Source organism: Mangrovibacter phragmitis, from assembly GCF_001655675.1.
In the GTDB taxonomy this organism is placed as follows: Bacteria; Pseudomonadota; Gammaproteobacteria; order Enterobacterales; family Enterobacteriaceae; genus Mangrovibacter; species Mangrovibacter phragmitis.
The window spans coordinates 200,960-216,012 of record NZ_LYRP01000001.1; the positions used below are offsets into that span (position 1 = coordinate 200,960).

At 49.7% G+C, this 15,053-nt stretch carries 16 protein-coding genes; 8 read left to right on the forward strand and 8 right to left on the reverse strand.

What is annotated here, in order from left to right; translation table 11 throughout:
* Positions 1-20: 20 nt before the first annotated feature.
* The 6 genes from A9B99_RS00845 to A9B99_RS00870 all read right to left on the reverse strand — a co-directional run bounded on the left by A9B99_RS00845 (position 21) and on the right by A9B99_RS00870 (position 6,014).
* Complete coding sequence (locus A9B99_RS00845; RefSeq protein ID WP_064593711.1) at positions 21-827, reverse strand: ABC transporter permease; 807 nt, start codon at positions 825-827, stop codon at positions 21-23.
* Positions 817-1,758 (reverse strand): ABC transporter permease, encoded by a 942-nt coding sequence (locus A9B99_RS00850; RefSeq protein ID WP_156518991.1) that lies wholly within the window; start codon positions 1,756-1,758, stop codon positions 817-819. Before A9B99_RS00850 ends, A9B99_RS00845 begins: the two co-directional genes overlap by 11 nt.
* A gap of 2 nt (positions 1,759-1,760) precedes the next feature.
* The gene (locus A9B99_RS00855) at positions 1,761-2,774 is read right to left on the reverse strand and encodes an ABC transporter ATP-binding protein (RefSeq protein WP_064593718.1); all 1,014 of its coding nucleotides are present in this window, start codon (positions 2,772-2,774) and stop codon (positions 1,761-1,763) included.
* A 13-nt stretch (positions 2,775-2,787) separates the two neighbouring features.
* Positions 2,788-3,936 (reverse strand): putative ABC transporter substrate-binding protein YdcS, encoded by a 1,149-nt coding sequence (gene ydcS, locus A9B99_RS00860; RefSeq protein WP_064593721.1) that lies wholly within the window; start codon positions 3,934-3,936, stop codon positions 2,788-2,790.
* A gap of 242 nt (positions 3,937-4,178) precedes the next feature.
* Positions 4,179-5,597 carry an aminotransferase-like domain-containing protein gene (locus A9B99_RS00865; protein WP_064593724.1) on the reverse strand — a complete coding sequence of 473 codons (1,419 nt, stop codon included), beginning with the start codon at positions 5,595-5,597 and terminating at the stop codon, positions 4,179-4,181.
* A gap of 3 nt (positions 5,598-5,600) precedes the next feature.
* Positions 5,601-6,014, reverse strand: a complete 414-nt coding sequence (locus tag A9B99_RS00870) for an acyl-CoA thioesterase (RefSeq protein WP_064593727.1) — start codon at positions 6,012-6,014, stop codon at positions 5,601-5,603.
* 303 nt (positions 6,015-6,317) lie between these two features.
* Between A9B99_RS00870 and A9B99_RS00875 the strand changes: the two genes are divergently transcribed.
* Genes A9B99_RS00875 through A9B99_RS00885 form a run of 3 tightly spaced genes read left to right on the forward strand, consistent with a single transcriptional unit; the run spans position 6,318 to position 8,832 of the window.
* Positions 6,318-7,703 carry a cytochrome ubiquinol oxidase subunit I gene (locus tag A9B99_RS00875; protein ID WP_156518992.1) on the forward strand — a complete coding sequence of 462 codons (1,386 nt, stop codon included), beginning with the start codon at positions 6,318-6,320 and terminating at the stop codon, positions 7,701-7,703.
* Positions 7,703-8,701: a cytochrome d ubiquinol oxidase subunit II gene (gene cydB / locus A9B99_RS00880; protein WP_064593733.1), complete on the forward strand. Its 999-nt coding sequence runs from the start codon at positions 7,703-7,705 to the stop codon at positions 8,699-8,701. The genes A9B99_RS00875 and cydB overlap by 1 nt, the downstream gene beginning before the upstream one ends.
* Positions 8,701-8,832, forward strand: a complete 132-nt coding sequence (locus tag A9B99_RS00885) for a DUF2474 domain-containing protein (protein WP_064593736.1) — start codon at positions 8,701-8,703, stop codon at positions 8,830-8,832. The genes cydB and A9B99_RS00885 overlap by 1 nt, the downstream gene beginning before the upstream one ends.
* 50 nt (positions 8,833-8,882) lie before the next feature.
* Here A9B99_RS00885 and A9B99_RS24450 read toward each other — a convergent pair whose 3' ends face one another.
* Positions 8,883-10,016 carry a nickel/cobalt efflux protein RcnA gene (locus tag A9B99_RS24450; protein WP_064593739.1) on the reverse strand — a complete coding sequence of 378 codons (1,134 nt, stop codon included), beginning with the start codon at positions 10,014-10,016 and terminating at the stop codon, positions 8,883-8,885.
* Between the two features lie 123 nt (positions 10,017-10,139).
* Between A9B99_RS24450 and rcnR the strand changes: the two genes are divergently transcribed.
* The 5 genes from rcnR (at position 10,140) to A9B99_RS00915 (ending at position 13,002) form a co-directional block, all read left to right on the forward strand.
* Entirely contained in the window at positions 10,140-10,412 is a 273-nt protein-coding gene (rcnR, locus tag A9B99_RS00895) for a Ni(II)/Co(II)-binding transcriptional repressor RcnR (protein ID WP_036113026.1), read from the forward strand.
* A gap of 108 nt (positions 10,413-10,520) precedes the next feature.
* Complete coding sequence (locus A9B99_RS00900) at positions 10,521-11,075, forward strand: TetR/AcrR family transcriptional regulator (RefSeq protein ID WP_064593742.1); 555 nt, start codon at positions 10,521-10,523, stop codon at positions 11,073-11,075.
* A 5-nt stretch (positions 11,076-11,080) separates the two neighbouring features.
* A complete protein-coding gene (locus A9B99_RS00905) occupies positions 11,081-11,410 on the forward strand; it encodes a DMT family transporter (protein WP_064593745.1) in 330 nt (109 codons plus the stop codon).
* Between the two features lie 162 nt (positions 11,411-11,572).
* The gene (locus A9B99_RS00910) at positions 11,573-11,803 is read left to right on the forward strand and encodes a DUF2554 family protein (RefSeq protein WP_064593748.1); all 231 of its coding nucleotides are present in this window, start codon (positions 11,573-11,575) and stop codon (positions 11,801-11,803) included.
* Positions 11,804-12,018: 215 nt separating this feature from the next.
* On the forward strand, positions 12,019-13,002 hold the full coding sequence (locus tag A9B99_RS00915) for a hypothetical protein (RefSeq protein WP_064593751.1): 984 nt from the start codon (positions 12,019-12,021) through the stop codon (positions 13,000-13,002).
* Between the two features lie 81 nt (positions 13,003-13,083).
* On the opposite strand, the gene A9B99_RS00920 is transcribed toward A9B99_RS00915, so the two are convergent.
* Positions 13,084-15,051, reverse strand: a complete 1,968-nt coding sequence (locus tag A9B99_RS00920; protein WP_064593753.1) for a peptidase U32 family protein — start codon at positions 15,049-15,051, stop codon at positions 13,084-13,086.
* Positions 15,052-15,053: the final 2 nt, after the last annotated feature.

The following is a 15,053-nucleotide window of genomic DNA, read 5'->3' on the forward strand; positions in this document are numbered from 1 at the left end:
ACTTTGGTGTTGCTGTCGCATTATTTTTCACTACCGGCCGTTGTGTCGGTATCGCGTGTTAACCACCAGGCTCCCAGAATGGGCAACATGGTGGCAAGCATCACAACCAGCGCTACAACATTTGTCACGGGAACATCCCGTGGTCTTCCTAACTGGTTCAGTAACCATAACGGCAGCGTTTGTTCATGGCCTGCCGTGAATGTCGTCACGATAATTTCATCAAATGAAAGTGCAAATGCCAGCATGCCGCCAGCAAGCATGGCGGAGGCGAGTCCTGGTAAAATAATATAGCGAAAGGTTTGCCAGCCATCCGCTCCGAGGTCCATGGATGCCTCAACCATGCTCCAGGCGGTTCGCCGAAAGCGAGCCACTACGTTATTGAACACTATGACCACACAGAAAGTGGCATGCCCGACAACCAGCGTGAACATCCCCGGCGTTATTCCCAATTTGTTAAAGGCGGTGAGCAATGCCAGACCGGTGATAATGCCGGGCAAAGCAATGGGTAACATCAGGACAAAACTAATGACGTTACGGCCAAAAAATGCCTTTCGCCAGAGAGCTGCTGCAGCTAACGTGCCAAGTATTAACGCAATAATTGTTGCCAGTGCCGCTACTTTAAGTGACAACGTCACAGCATTCAGTATATCCCCTCTTGCTGCAGCCACCTGAAACCAGTGTAGCGTGAATCCGGAAGGTGGAAAGCTGAAGGCCGCTTCTTCAGTATTGAATGCGTAAAGCGCAATGATAATTAACGGGAAGTGAAGAAAAATGATAACCGCCCAGGCGGTGGCAGTGAGCCAAAATGGGGCGCGATTAGAGTGCATCGAATGCTCCCAGGCGTTTTACCAACGCCAGCCATAAGCCAATCAGAACACAAGGCACCAGGGTAAATGCCGCCGCCATGGGCATATTGCCTATAGCGCCTTGCTGCACATAGACCATATTGCCAATGAAATACCCCGGCGGGCCCACCAGTTGCGGAATAATAAAATCCCCCAGGGTCAGTGAAAACGTAAAGATGGAACCCGCAGCAATACCGGGAATAGCCAGCGGCAGAACGACATAGCGCAATGTTTGCCCCGGCCTGGCCCCCAGGTCTGCCGAGGCCTGTAGTGCTGAAGATGGCACTCTGACCAGCGCAGCATGTACCGGTAATATCATGAATGGCAACCAGATATAAACAAACACTCCAAAACGGCCCAGACCAGAAGTGGAAAGTGTTGTACCGCCTATGCCTGGTATGCTGAGCACTGTGCTTAACACACCTTCCAGCCCCATATGGGTTAAAAACCACTGCGCCACGCCATCTTTTGCCAGCAACAACGTCCATGCATAGGCTTTAACAATATAACTGGCCCACATTGGCAACATCACCGCAATGTACAAAAAGGCTTTCATGCGGCCACTGGCATAACGCGCCATATACCAGGCGAGAGGAAAAGCCAGCACTGCGCTTGCCAGCGTGACCAGCAAGGCCATGATGACGGTACGTGAAATGATGTCGTAATTAGCCGGGGAGAATAGCGCAGCCAGGTTGCTCAGTGTCAGTTCTGGCAGCACCAACATGGTGAAGTCGTCAAAGGTGTACAAACCCTGCCACAGCAATGTGAACAAAGAACCGAGGTAAATAATGGCGAACCACATTACCGGTGGAGTCAGTAACAGTGCCAGCCAAAACAACGGCCGACGCCACAGAAACGTGCAGACATCACGCCTTAAACGATAGTGTGATACACCTTTTGCTGCTTCCTGCATATTCATCGGCTTTCCTCCACCAGCCGAACCATTGCCGCTTCAGGCCAGGATAACGCCACAGCCTGTCCTGGCTGGTAAAGCCCGCAGTCACTGCCCAGTGTATTGGTTTGGCTGACCAGCAAATGCTCACCACTGGCTAATTGCACGTCCAGCCGGGTTGTAGCGCCGAAATACTGAACCTCCCGCACGGTCCCCTGTGTCTGAAATGCCTCCTGGTGATTTAACTGTATATATTCGGGACGCAGTGCGAAACTTCCTGTTTTACCGGTAATGGTGTTGCAGGTTTCCCCGCTCAGCACATTCGCTGTGCCAACAAAGCGGGCGACAAACTCAGTGGCTGGCTGGTTATACAACACCCGGGGAGTATCAACCTGTTCAATGCGGCCATTATTGAATACTGCCACCCGGTCAGACATCGACAGCGCCTCGCTTTGGTCATGGGTGACGAAGACGAAAGTAATGCCCAGGGACCGTTGCAATGTTTTTAGCTCAAGTTGCATTTGTTCGCGCAATTTTAAATCGAGTGCGCCGAGTGGTTCATCCAGCAGTAACACTCCCGGGCGGTTTACCAGAGCGCGGGCCAGTGCGACACGCTGACGCTGCCCACCGGAAAGTTGCCAGGGTTTACGCTGGCGCACAAACCCTAAGTCAACCCGCTCCAGGGCTTCCTGAGCCTGGGCCAGGCGTTGTTTTTTCCCCACACCTTTTACCATCAACCCATATGCCACGTTATCCAGCACACTCATATGGGGAAACAACGCATAATCCTGAAAGACGGTATTTACATCTCGCTCATAAGGCGGAATGTTTGTGACATCGCGCCCATGAATTAAGATGTGCCCGGCACTGCTTTGCTCAAAACCCGCAATCAGGCGCAGGCATGTGGTTTTGCCCGAGCCGGATGGCCCGAGCATGGAGAAGAACTCCCCTTCATTAATTGCGAGTGTCACGCTGTCAACAGCGCGTACCTCGCCAAAATGCCGGGAGACATTTTCAAACTGTACTGCGTAAGACATAGCACCCCCGGCATTAACGCCCGCCCATTATCGCAATGTAATCCTGAGTCCAGCGGCTGTAGGAGACATACTTACCACCTTTAGCAACAGGGGTTTTCCAGAATGCGATTTTGGCAAAGCTGCCATAGCCGTTGGTTTCGCACCCTTTGTCGCCCAATAGTGTGCTGGCTTTGCACCCTGCCGGGACTGCCGGTAATGAACCAAACCAGGCGGCCACATCACCCTGCACTTTTGGCGTCAGCGACCAGTTCATCCACTTGTATGCACAGTTAGGGTGTTTTGCATCCGTATGCATCATAGTGGTATCTGCCCAACCGGTAACACCTTCTTTAGGAATGGTGGTGGCAATGGGCTGCCCTTCGCTTTTTAGTACGTTAGCCTGATAAGGCCAGGAGCCTGAAGCGACCACGCCTTCATTTTTGAAATCGCTCATCTGGACCGTGGCATCATGCCAGTAGCGATGAATCAGAGCATGCTGGTCACGTAATACTTTCAGTACCGCCTGATACTGCTGTTCGTTAAGTTCATATGGGTCGGTAATCCCCAGTTGAGGTTGCGTCGCTTTAACAAACAACGCGGCATCAGCGATATAAATTGGGCCATCATATGCCTGAACACGGCCTGCATTGCTCTTGCCGTCAGGTAGTTGTTGTTTAGTAAAAACAACTGACCATGAGTCTGGCGGGGTTGGGAAGGTTTTAGTGTTATACATCAGTAAGTTGGGCCCCCACTGGTACGGTGTGCCATACACTTTGCCAGCCACCGTGAACCAGGGGGCATCTTTCAGACGTGGGTCAACATTTTTCCAGTTAGGTATTAAAGCGGTGTTAATCGCCTGAACGCGTTTACCCATGATAAGGCGCAGTGAGGCATCACCTGATGCAGTCACCAGATCATAGCCACCTTTCGCCATCAGACTCACCATTTCATCAGATGTTGCTGCGGTTTTAACATTTACCGCACACCCGGTTTCTTTCTCAAACTGCGTTACCCAGTCATAGTTCTTATCACTTTGCCCCCGTTCGATATAGCCCGGCCAGGCGATGATATCGAGCCGCCCTTCTCCTTGCCCGACAGATGTTGGTTCAGCGAAAACTACCGGGCTGGCAGTGATGGAAAAAACACAGAGGGATAACAGGCTGCGTGCAAAACGATGTCTCATGAGTATGGCTCCTGTCTTATTAAAAATAATCAGGCCAACCCTGGCGTAAAAATATCTCCCGTAAAAACAGTAGACTGTTCAGTCTTTTTTCCGGCACCGGTAACTAACTATTTCACCAGGCTGTGATTAAACGCGCAGTTTTGCCGGGTGGGTGATGAAGAGTTTCAGAGTAAGAGTGAACTTTTAAAGTGTAGACAGGGAGTTAGCGGTTGTTCGTGAAAAACAGGTGGTATTGAAATATCCTATGAAGCTGCATTGAGCGCCTGTTGCAATAACCGGCCAAGTGTTTGTACTGCCAGAATCTCCCGTTCCTGCCAGGGAAAAGAGGTATTAACGCGAAAACCATTAAGCCCGGTCTGGCCCACGGTAAACATACTCACGGGAGCGACGCTAATTTGTTCACGAATTGCAGCGGTATTCAGTGCCCGGGTATCAATACCTTCAGGTAAAGAGATCCATAAGAAATACCCACCGTCGTGGCGGGTAATCACACAATTTTCTGGTAAGTGCTGGCGCAGAATTTGCCACGCTTTGTGCTTACGTTCTGCCAGAACCCTCCGTAAACGGCGCAGATGAGTATCATAACTGCGTGTCGTCAGGTAATCAGCCAGCGCCATTTGCACTGGCGCACTGCCAGACAGCGTGCTCATCAGTTGCAATTGTTGAATACGCCTGGCATGCCTGCCTGCGGCCACCCAGCCTACACGGAACCCGGCCACCAGAGATTTGGAGAACGAAGCGCAATGCAGTGTGATACCCCCAGTATCAAAAGCCCGGAACGGGGCTGGGCGTGTGTTTCCCTGGTAGAGTTCACCATATACATCATCTTCAACTAATGTCACCTGATGCTGTGTCAGCAAATCGACTATCTGCTGTTTACGTTCATCCGCTAATGTGAATCCCAGTGGGTTTTGGTGATTCCCCATCAACCAACAGGCTTTTACTGGCCAGTTATTCAGGGCCTGCTCCAGCGCAGCAAGATCAATACCGTGATGGGGAGAACTGGGGATAGCAATCATTTTAAGTTTGAGGCGTTCAATGGCTTGCAGGGCACCATAGAAACAGGGAGTCTCCACCACAACCCAGTCGCCGGGTTCGGTGACTGCCTGCAAACTCAGGTTCAGAGCTTCCAGTGCCCCGGTCGTAATGACGATTTCGTCCGGAGAAATCGTTAACCCATGTTGGGCGTAACGGCGGGCGATGGCCTGACGTAATGCACGGTGACCAGGTGGCAGGTTTTCCGTCATACTCACAGCACTGGTGTTACGCGCCACATGTGCAAGGGAGCGGTTAAGTTGAGCGAGCGGGAATAATTTTGGGTCGGGGAACGCGGAGCCAAAAGGCACCACTCCTGGACGGCTACTGGCCTGCAACACATCAAAAATATAACTGTTGATGTCTACGTTTTCCTGGTGAACCAGTGATGCTGGCACACCAGGTGGAGTAGCAGACTCAGGGGGTGAGACGTAATAACCTGACTGCGGACGTGCGATGATTAGCCCGCGGCTTTCCAGCAACTGGTAAGCATGCGTGACAGTCATAAAACTTACGCCACTATGGCCTGTTTGTTCACGTATTGATGGCAGCCGGTCGCCAGGATGCCAGACACCCAACTCAATCTGATGAGCAATACGTTCAGCCAGTTGCTGATATTTTTTCATAGGCTAAGGTGTGTCGTCGAACAACGGTGTTGGTTTGCCGTTGTCATCGACGGCGACAAAGTTAAACTCGCCATGAATGACTTCTTCCCTGCCATCGGAGTACATCTGCTCAAGGTAGATAGTCACAGTGACTGTGAGGCTGGTATTACCCACTCGGGTCACCCGGCCAACCAGTTCGACAATCGACCCCGAGGGGATCGGGTGTTTAAAATTGATCTTCTCGGTTGAGACTGTTACCAGGCGTTTACGACAAAAACGGGTGGCAGCTATAAATGAAACTTCATCCATCCAGGCCAGAGCAGTGCCACCGAACAGCGTTGAATGGTGGTTGATGGTGGTTGGGAACACAACTTTGGCAACACTGGTTTGTGAAAAGCGAATCTTTTCCTCTATCCAGGCCGCATCTTTTTGGTTCATCACGAGACTTCCTGTTAACAAAAAATCACCCACCTGATGAATCTTTCCTGATTGAAAATAGTACAGATAGCGTGCGCGCTGGTGTCAGGCGCACAATGTATACAACAGCAGGCAGGTTCAGTGAAACGCTATAGTAACACTTTTTTAACCACCAGGAGCCTCCGCAACGGGTTATATATAACAATTTCCTGTTTCTGGCATTTTTTGTAAAACTGTTATAGGAAAATACCCACTAACTGTGGCTGCCCAGCAATATCATGGCTACTTAAGATAATGCCACCACTCGGTAATTATGAGGTTTGTATCGTGGCGTTTGATGCCTTTCATCTGGCGAGGATCCAGTTCGCCTTTACGGTCTCGTTCCATATTATTTTCCCGGCCATCACCATTGGTCTTGCCAGCTACCTGGCGGTGCTTGAAGGGTTATGGCTGAAAACTCAGCGCCTTCATTACCGCACGCTGTACCATTTCTGGAGTAAAATTTTCGCGGTTAACTTTGGTATGGGTGTTGTATCCGGGCTGGTAATGGCATACCAGTTTGGCACTAACTGGAAAATTTTCTCTCAGTTTGCCGGAAGTATTACTGGCCCCTTGCTGACCTATGAAGTGCTAACCGCTTTTTTCCTTGAAGCCGGTTTTCTTGGTGTGATGTTATTTGGCTGGAATAAAGTAGGCCCACGGTTGCATTTCTTCGCAACCTGTATGGTTGCATTGGGCACATTGATTTCCACTTTTTGGATCCTGGCTTCCAACAGTTGGATGCAAACCCCGCAGGGTTATCGCATCGAACAAGGCCATGTTGTGCCTGTTGACTGGTTTGCGGTTATTTTCAATCCGTCATTCCCTTACCGCCTGATGCATATGACTGTTGCTGCGTTTGTCAGTACCGCGCTCTTTGTGGGTGCAACGGCCGCCTGGCACCTGTTACGTGGGCGCAAAGATGCAACCGTACGCACCATGTTTTCCATGGCAATGTGGATGTTGCTTGTCTCCGCGCCACTACAGGCGTTTTTGGGCGATATGCATGGGCTGAATACACTGAAATACCAACCCGCCAAAATCGCCGCCATTGAAGGGCACTGGAAAAACATCCCAGGTGAACCGACTCCACTGTTACTGTTTGGCCTGCCCGATATGCAACGGGAAACAACGCGTTACGCTGTGGGAATTCCGGCATTAGGCAGCCTGATCCTGACACACTCGTTGACCAAACAAGTACCCGCACTAAGTGAGTTTCCTGCTGTTGACCGCCCCTGGTCCCCTCTGGTTTTCTGGTCATTTCGTGTCATGGTTGGGCTGGGTATCTTAATGATACTGCTCAGTGTTTGGGCCTTAGTGAACCGCAGAAATAACCGGTTGTTCGCTAATACCTGGTTGCTGCGTTTTGCCGTTGTTATGGGGCCTTCAGGGCTGATAGCGCTTCTGGCCGGGTGGGTAACAACTGAAGTGGGTCGCCAACCCTGGGTGGTTTATGGCCTGCTGCGCACTAAAGATGCCGTTTCTGCCCACAGTACCCTGCATATGAGCCTTAGCCTGTTGACCTTTATTGTCGTTTACTGTGCTGTCTTTGGCGTGGGTTATCACTACATGTTGCGTTTGATGTGTAAGGGGCCTGAACCGGACACTGGTGTTCAGATGCATGGAACCCCCGCCCGCCCACTTTCAGCCGCAATAAGTGATAAGGAGTAATCACAATGGATTTATCACTGTTCTGGTTTGCACTGATTATTTTTGCCACGCTGATGTACATCATCATGGATGGTTTTGACCTGGGAGTGGGCATGCTGTTTGCCGTTGAGCATACGCGTTCCCGGCGTGATGTGATGGTCAACACGGTGGCGCCTGTTTGGGATGGCAATGAAACCTGGCTGGTTCTGGGGGGCGCCGCCTTGTTTGGTGCCTTCCCACAGGCTTACGCTGCAATTACCGATTACTTGTCGGTACCACTGACACTGATGCTTCTGGGGCTGATTTTCCGCGGCGTGGCCTTTGAGTTCCGGGTCAACGCAACCCAGAGCCACCGTGGGTTCTGGGATAAAAGTTTTATGTTGGGCTCTTTTGTGGCGACGTTTACTCAAGGGATGGTAGCAGGCGCTCTCGTTCAGGGCTTTTCGGGGAGCAGTACGGCATTGTTCCCATGGCTAACGCCCTTCACTGTGTTTTGTGGTATTGGCCTGGTTGTTGCCTGGAGTCTGCTTGGCTCTACCTGGCTGGTATTGAAATGTGATGGTGAGCTGGCGTTACGTATGCGCCACTTTTCAACAATGCTGCTGGGATTATTTCTGGTCATTCTGCTGGGCGTTAGCGTTTTTTGCCCGCTTACTCAGCCATTTATTGCCAGGCGCTGGTTTAGCCTGCCGGGTTTCTGGTACCTGCTGCCGGTGCCGTTACTGGTTGGCGTTTGCAGTTTTCAGCTAGCCCGGACTTTGCAGCAGAACAATACCCACCGGAATCCTTTTGTTATGGCAATTATGCTTGTTTTCCTTGGGTTTGCCGGGCTTGGCGTTAGCCTGTGGCCTTTTCTGTTACCACCATCGATGACTTTATGGGACGCGGCAGCACCTGCGGCCAGCCAGCGCTTTATGTTGCCCGGGGCGTTGTTCATTTTGCCTGTTATTCTTGGCTACACCTGGTGGAGTTACCATGTGTTTCGTGGAAAAGTGAATGCTGATGGAGGGTATCACTAATGAACACGGCTCCGGTATGGCGCAAACTTAGTTGGTTATTGCTTATTTGGGCTGCCAGTGTTCTGGCGTTGGGAGTTGTCAGTTTCCTGTTTCGGTTGCTGATGCAACTGGCCGGGTTACACTCCCACTAAACCAAACCCGCCAGGTCTGTCTGCCTGGCGGGGAACTAAACCTCTTTATGTTACCCGGTAATTCCCAGATAACCGTGAATCCCCATATACAGCCCAACAAGTGCAATCAGTACGCTGGAAAAGTAAGGCGCACGGCGCGCCAGCGTATTGAAACCCTGCCAGCGTTTTGCCACCTGCCGTACACTGATTGCCGCACCAACGCCAACCGTCACCAGTGTCAGCGCCAGGCCAATACTAAAACAGATAACCAACGTTGCCCCCAATGCCAGTGCTTTCAACTGGATACATATAAGCAGCACAGTAATTGCTGCAGGGCATGGCAGTAAGCCACCTGTCAGGCCAAACAGCAGAATTTGCCAGTTGGTGACTTCTTTGCCATGAAAGCGGTGGCGAATATCATTAGCATGGGCAAGTTCATGTGCGTCCTGGTACTCTTTCGAATTCACATCCAGTCCTGCGAGCATCCCATGATCATGCTCATGGCCATCTTCGGTAAAGGCTAACTCATACTTATGCGCGTGCCCATTGTGGCCAAGTGACAGTTGCACGGTAAATTCATGGGGTTCCGGTACTGCTACTGTCGATTCAAGATAACTGCCTTTGTTGACAAAATTAAAAACCTCCACTGCACCGCCGGGTTCGCGCACTGTTTCCAGAGAAACTTGTTCCGCGGGCCATACATGCCCACTCAGCGTGGCTAACCGCCAGTGCGGTGGCTGTCCTTGTTCAAAAATCGATAACCCAACTTTCCCATGCCCGGTATCTATTTGCTGAATATCGGTGTGGTGATGGTGACTATGTTCGTGGGAGTGTTCATGAGCCTGAACAGATTCAAGCCAGTTTTTTTCACCTTGCCAGGTTCGCCAAAACATCCACCATGCCGTACCAAGAATGATGGCGGCAGACACTATTTGTAACCAGGGTTCGGCCGACTCCGCGGTGAACTTGTTGCTGATGTACATGCCACCAAAGGCAATCAGCCAGACAATTGCTGTATGAGATACAGTTGCGGCCAGCCCGAGCATGGCCGCCTGGCGTACAGTACCTTTGATGGCAATAATAAATGCCGCCATCATAGTTTTAGAATGACCGGGTTCCAGACCATGGAGAACGCCGAGTAATATTGCGCTGGGAATAAAAAACCAGGCATTTCCTTGCTGAAGAAGTACTGTGAACTCATTCATGATAATAATTCTTAGTTAGCTTACGATGCTTAGAGGATTGTACTCCCCCCCAGTAAAAAATACTACCACCCAGTATATTGGTGATGTTATAATGTACTGATATTTTGTTTTCAGGATCACGCTATGCCACATACCATTCGTGACAGGAAGAAACTCAAAGCCCGTACCAGCAAAATTCAGGGGCAGGTTGTTGCGCTGAATAAAATGCTTGATGAACCCCATGAGTGTGCTGCTGTGCTACAGCAAATTGCTGCAATACGCGGCGCGGTGAATGGCTTACTGCGTGAGGTTATCAAAGGTCATCTGACTGAGCATATCGTCCACCAGGGAGAGGAGCTCAAGCGTGAAGAAGATCTTGAAGTTGTACTGAAAGTGCTGGATTCCTACATCAAATAGCCTTTTCCATTCACTAAGTATTTACTGGCCGCGAACTTGCCGCTGGTTTTTTCTTGTGGCAAAATCAAAACAATCCGTATAGATTGATTTTTTAATAAAGGACAACCAATGGCCCGATCCCGCAATAAAGATCCTCAGGCACTGCGCCAGTCGCTGCTGGATTTCGCCACTCACTTGATTATCACGCAAGGTCTGCACGGGCTGACTATGGACAAAGTGGTGAAAGGCACAGGTATCAGTAAAGGTGGGCTGCAATACCACTTCCCTACCCGTCAGGCTCTGGTGGACGCCGTTTTTGACACGACGATGCAACAATTTCTTGCTGAAGTAGAAGCCGAAATTGCGGCGGATACCCAGCCGGGGTTACGTGCAACACGAGCTTATATTCGTGCCTGTGTCAGAGAGATGAGTGAGCAGGAAGTCGCGCTTAATCAGGGGATTATGGCTGCATTATTTGCAGACCCGGTATTGCGCGAGCGCTGGGCTGATTTTATCAACACCTGTATGCCTGTCGACGATAAAGGTAGTGATGATGGCACCACTGCCCTGTTCTGCCGCATAGCAGCAGATGGCCTGTGTTACGCCAGTTTATGTAATGTGCACCCGATGACAACCACACAACGTGAAACCCTTGTTCAGCGCCTGTTAGCGCTGACGGAGTAATTTCTATGACCTGGTTTTATTTAAGTATCGCGATTATCAGCGAAGTTATCGCCACTTCCGCCCTGAAAATGTCTGACAGTTTTACTCGCCTGTGGCCTTCACTGGTAACGGTACTGGGATATGGCGTGGCTTTCTATTTCCTTGCCGTATCCATGCGCACCTTGCCCATTGGCATTATTTATGCCGTTTGGTCGGGTACCGGTATTGTGCTGATTGGCATCGTTGGCTGGTTATATCTGGGGCAAAAACTTGATTTACCCGCAATGCTGGGAATGGGGCTAATCATCGCGGGTGTTATGGTGATTAACCTGTTTTCTCATACTGTTTCTCATTGATTGATGGCCCGGGCTGTGCCCGGCCTTTCTTTCAAACAGAGGTTCAACCAGCTTTTTCTGCATTTGCTTTTCTTACACTTTCTTTTCAAGGCTTTGCAAAACTCCTGACAGATTGATTTTTTCTCTGCAATAGTGTGCAGGTCAGCCTGAGGGAGTATAGCAATGCGTCACGCAGCCGTTTGTTTAATCTTGATCTTTTGTTCACTGACTACTAACCAGGTTACCGCCTGGACACTAACACCTGAGCAGGTCGGGTTGCGCAGCCTGGATTACCAGTTATTGCATGAAGCAGACAGCGATGAGCTCCGCGCAGTAACTGAAGAAGCGGCTCATGATTCCCGCGAACAACTCCATGAAGTGACTCACCGTAAACCAATACGTTACCAGTTCTGAGCGAAATCCCGCTATAAGCGGGGTTTCTTTTTTATATTGCAGAGTGCCTTGTTACTTCTTTTAAATTCGCACACCTATTTAATATGTGGTTTGCTCGCTAATTCCTGTTTTATGACTCGGTTTTTAATTCCTGTTTATCTCTGTAATGGCGTACAACACCATGATACTCTTCGCCGAAACACAGGATGATATGTTAATTAATAAATGGAGTTATAATGAAAACAGGGCCGACTGTTCTCGCCACAATTTTATTGTTAACCGGGTGTAAGGAACCAGATATTATTGGTGAATGGGCTGGGGACCATAACACCTTCAATGCCGGAGCGATTATTTCACTGTTTTCTGATACAAAGCTAAAGTTCACCAGAGAGCAAATTACTGTTTCTGATTTAAAAAGATCAGGTGATACATATATTTTTTATGTGAAATTAGGTGAAGCCAGGCATACCCGAGAATGGGTGGACGAAGCACTGCTCAAAGCAGAGCGGCGGCGTACTCCACATAAAACCCAGGTAAACTTCACCATTACTGATTTGCCAGAAGAAACCAGAATTTCTGATAAAGCAAACTTGCAGGACCTCGCCACCGATGGCTTATGGGGAACAGGAGAATATACCGCTTCTGTTAACTGGGAAAATGCGCGTATTTTTGTTTATACCAAGGCACCATATGGCCGGTACATTAATCCCTATACCCAATCTTCCAATACCTGGTGCGCATTAAAAGTCCCATTTACCGGGTATCTCCCCAACGTGGCAGGTTATTTTCATGTGCATAAAGATGATATAGCGCAAGATGCAGCAAGACAGGGAATGACGGACTTACAAATTGACGCGATGGCTAAAAATAGAAATGAGATCATTGCTGTTTTTAATACAGTCTTGCCTGAAGGCGCTGGCTACCCATACACAATAACGTTTAGTGATTCCTTCATGGATTTATTTGTATCTAAAAAAGGAAAGCAGCCCACGGAAAAATTTTCTTACTCCATAGGCGAAAATGAGTTCATTTTTTATTATGGGATAATGGATGGAGAATATATCGATAGCGTAGCTGGGCCGTTTTATGACAGACAAAAGGTATGTGAAAAGATGATTACAGAGAAAACCCCAGAGATCATGAATGCAAAATACCATGCACTCAGATACAACAGGTTAACACTACTGGCAATTAACCCTGACGGGGAGTTCGGGGACTGATGTTTTAATTACTATCACAATATTTTTCAGTCTACCAATTGCCCCGAAATTCGGGGCAATTGAGACCAAAAGTCTGGGAAATTATCGCCCTTTCCGCCCAGGAAGTGTTTTCATTAACTCTTCTGGTGTCACTGATGCCACCACACTGCCAGGTAACGGCATTTTCATAATGTGGTTCTTCATTTTGCCAATGACATGCATCTCACAAGGCTTACAGTCAAATTTCAGGGTCAGCACTTCATCCTGATGCACCAGTTGCATGGGGGTTGCCCGCCCTTTAACACCCTGCACGCCTTTGGCCTGTTTTGGGCACAAGTTAAACGCAAAGCGCAGGCAGTGTTTGGTGATCATTACAGGTACATCACCTTTCTCTTCATGTGCCTCATATGCCGCATCAATCAGTTTAACCCCGTAGCGATGGTAAAAATCACGGGCTTTCTGGTTGTACACGTTGGCAAGAAAAGTCAGGTGTGATTCAGGGTAAACCGGTGGTGGAACGCTCACCGGTTTACGGCTGCCGCGCGGGTAATTTGCCATGCGGGCATCGGTCAGCATGGCAATGGTTTCACGGCGTAACTGGTTCAGCAGGCTGTTGGGCACAAACAATGGAGCCGCTAAAGCCAGGTTAACTTCTCGCGGGTAATAACATGTCTGCCCCAGTTTCGCCACGCCATCATGAAGCTGGCTTTCCGCTTTTTCCGGGTTATTTGCGATGTCAAACTGACCATCAAGGGTATGCGTTACACTCACGCCATCTTCACTGGTTGCAGTCAGAACCAGTTGCTCCTGCCAGCCGCTCAGTACCAGGTCTACCGCAATGCGTCGCTCGCTGGAGGTTTTCAGCAAAGCCTGTTGCCAGTTATGATCCAGGTTACGGTTGAGTGGGTGATGTGGGCGGATTTTATGTAAATCAGCAGGCATCTCATTTGGCCAGACCCGGTAACGCCCTTCCCCCGTTTTCTCAACGGTGTTCACACGGAAACCGACGACCTCGCGTTTGATCATGACATTCAGACCATCACCGTTAGCGAGCGGCTCACTGGTTTCCACATCGAGGTGTCTGGCCGCAACACTCAACACTTCACCAACAGGTAAGCCAATGAATTTGGGGGAATCAAAAGCGCCAATATCCTGTTTACGTTGATTCACAAAATAGTCTGTGCTACCGCGGTGAAAGGTTTTATCCGGAGAAGGGATAAAAAAATGTTCCGTGCGGCCAGCAGACGCACGCTCAAGATCACTGCGTGATTCAATAATGTTATCCAGCAACTGGCGGTAATAAGCGGTTATGTTTTTCACATAACTCATGTCTTTATAGCGCCCTTCGATTTTAAAAGAGCGTACACCAGCATTAATCAATGCTTCCAGGTTGGCGCTTTGGTCGTTATCTTTCATCGAAAGCAGGTGCTTTTCATAAGCAACCACCCGCCCCTGGTCATCTTTCAGGGTGTACGGCAGGCGGCAGGCCTGTGAACAGTCCCCGCGATTAGCACTGCGCCCGGTTTGCGCATGGGAAATGTTGCACTGCCCGGAGTACGCAACACATAACGCGCCATGAATGAAAAACTCAATGGTGGCATCGGTATTTGCATGAATATCTGCAATCTGGTTGAGATTCAACTCACGCGCCAGAACGATTTGCGAGAACCCGGCATTGCCTAAAAAGCGGGCCTTTTCCACACTGCGAATATCACACTGTGTGCTGGCATGCAGCTCAATAGGGGGAATATCCAGTTCCAGGATCCCCATATCCTGAACAATCAAAGCGTCCACCCCGGCCTGATACAGATCAGTTATCAGCTTTTGTGCGCCAGCCAACTCATTGTCATGCAGAATAGTATTCAGTGTCACAAACACTTTGGCCCCAAACTGGTGGGCAAAAGGAACCAGTTCAGCAATATCTTTCAGGCTGTTAGATGCATTATGGCGGGCACCAAAGTCCGGGCCGCCAATATAGACCGCATCAGCACCATGCAGAATGGCTTCGCGGGCTATTTCGGCATCGCGTGCCGGGCTGAGCAGTTCAAGTTTATGAGTTTGCAGGCGCATAA

Excerpts from the sequence above, each read along its gene's own strand:
- A9B99_RS00845 (WP_064593711.1), bottom strand. The coding sequence starts at position 827 with ATGCACTCTAATCGCGCCCCATTTTGGCTCACTGCCACCGCCTGGGCG.
- A9B99_RS00850 (WP_156518991.1), bottom strand. The coding sequence starts at position 1,758 with ATGCAGGAAGCAGCAAAAGGTGTATCACACTATCGTTTAAGGCGTGAT.
- A9B99_RS00855 (WP_064593718.1), bottom strand. The coding sequence starts at position 2,774 with ATGTCTTACGCAGTACAGTTTGAAAATGTCTCCCGGCATTTTGGCGAG.
- ydcS (WP_064593721.1), bottom strand. The coding sequence starts at position 3,936 with ATGAGACATCGTTTTGCACGCAGCCTGTTATCCCTCTGTGTTTTTTCC.
- A9B99_RS00865 (WP_064593724.1), bottom strand. The coding sequence starts at position 5,597 with ATGAAAAAATATCAGCAACTGGCTGAACGTATTGCTCATCAGATTGAG.
- A9B99_RS00870 (WP_064593727.1), bottom strand. The coding sequence starts at position 6,014 with ATGAACCAAAAAGATGCGGCCTGGATAGAGGAAAAGATTCGCTTTTCA.
- A9B99_RS00885 (WP_064593736.1), top strand. The coding sequence starts at position 8,701 with ATGAACACGGCTCCGGTATGGCGCAAACTTAGTTGGTTATTGCTTATT.
- A9B99_RS24450 (WP_064593739.1), bottom strand. The coding sequence starts at position 10,016 with ATGAATGAGTTCACAGTACTTCTTCAGCAAGGAAATGCCTGGTTTTTT.
- rcnR (WP_036113026.1), top strand. The coding sequence starts at position 10,140 with ATGCCACATACCATTCGTGACAGGAAGAAACTCAAAGCCCGTACCAGC.
- A9B99_RS00900 (WP_064593742.1), top strand. The coding sequence starts at position 10,521 with ATGGCCCGATCCCGCAATAAAGATCCTCAGGCACTGCGCCAGTCGCTG.
- A9B99_RS00905 (WP_064593745.1), top strand. The coding sequence starts at position 11,081 with ATGACCTGGTTTTATTTAAGTATCGCGATTATCAGCGAAGTTATCGCC.
- A9B99_RS00910 (WP_064593748.1), top strand. The coding sequence starts at position 11,573 with ATGCGTCACGCAGCCGTTTGTTTAATCTTGATCTTTTGTTCACTGACT.
- A9B99_RS00915 (WP_064593751.1), top strand. The coding sequence starts at position 12,019 with ATGAAAACAGGGCCGACTGTTCTCGCCACAATTTTATTGTTAACCGGG.
- A9B99_RS00920 (WP_064593753.1), bottom strand. The coding sequence starts at position 15,051 with ATGCGCCTGCAAACTCATAAACTTGAACTGCTCAGCCCGGCACGCGAT.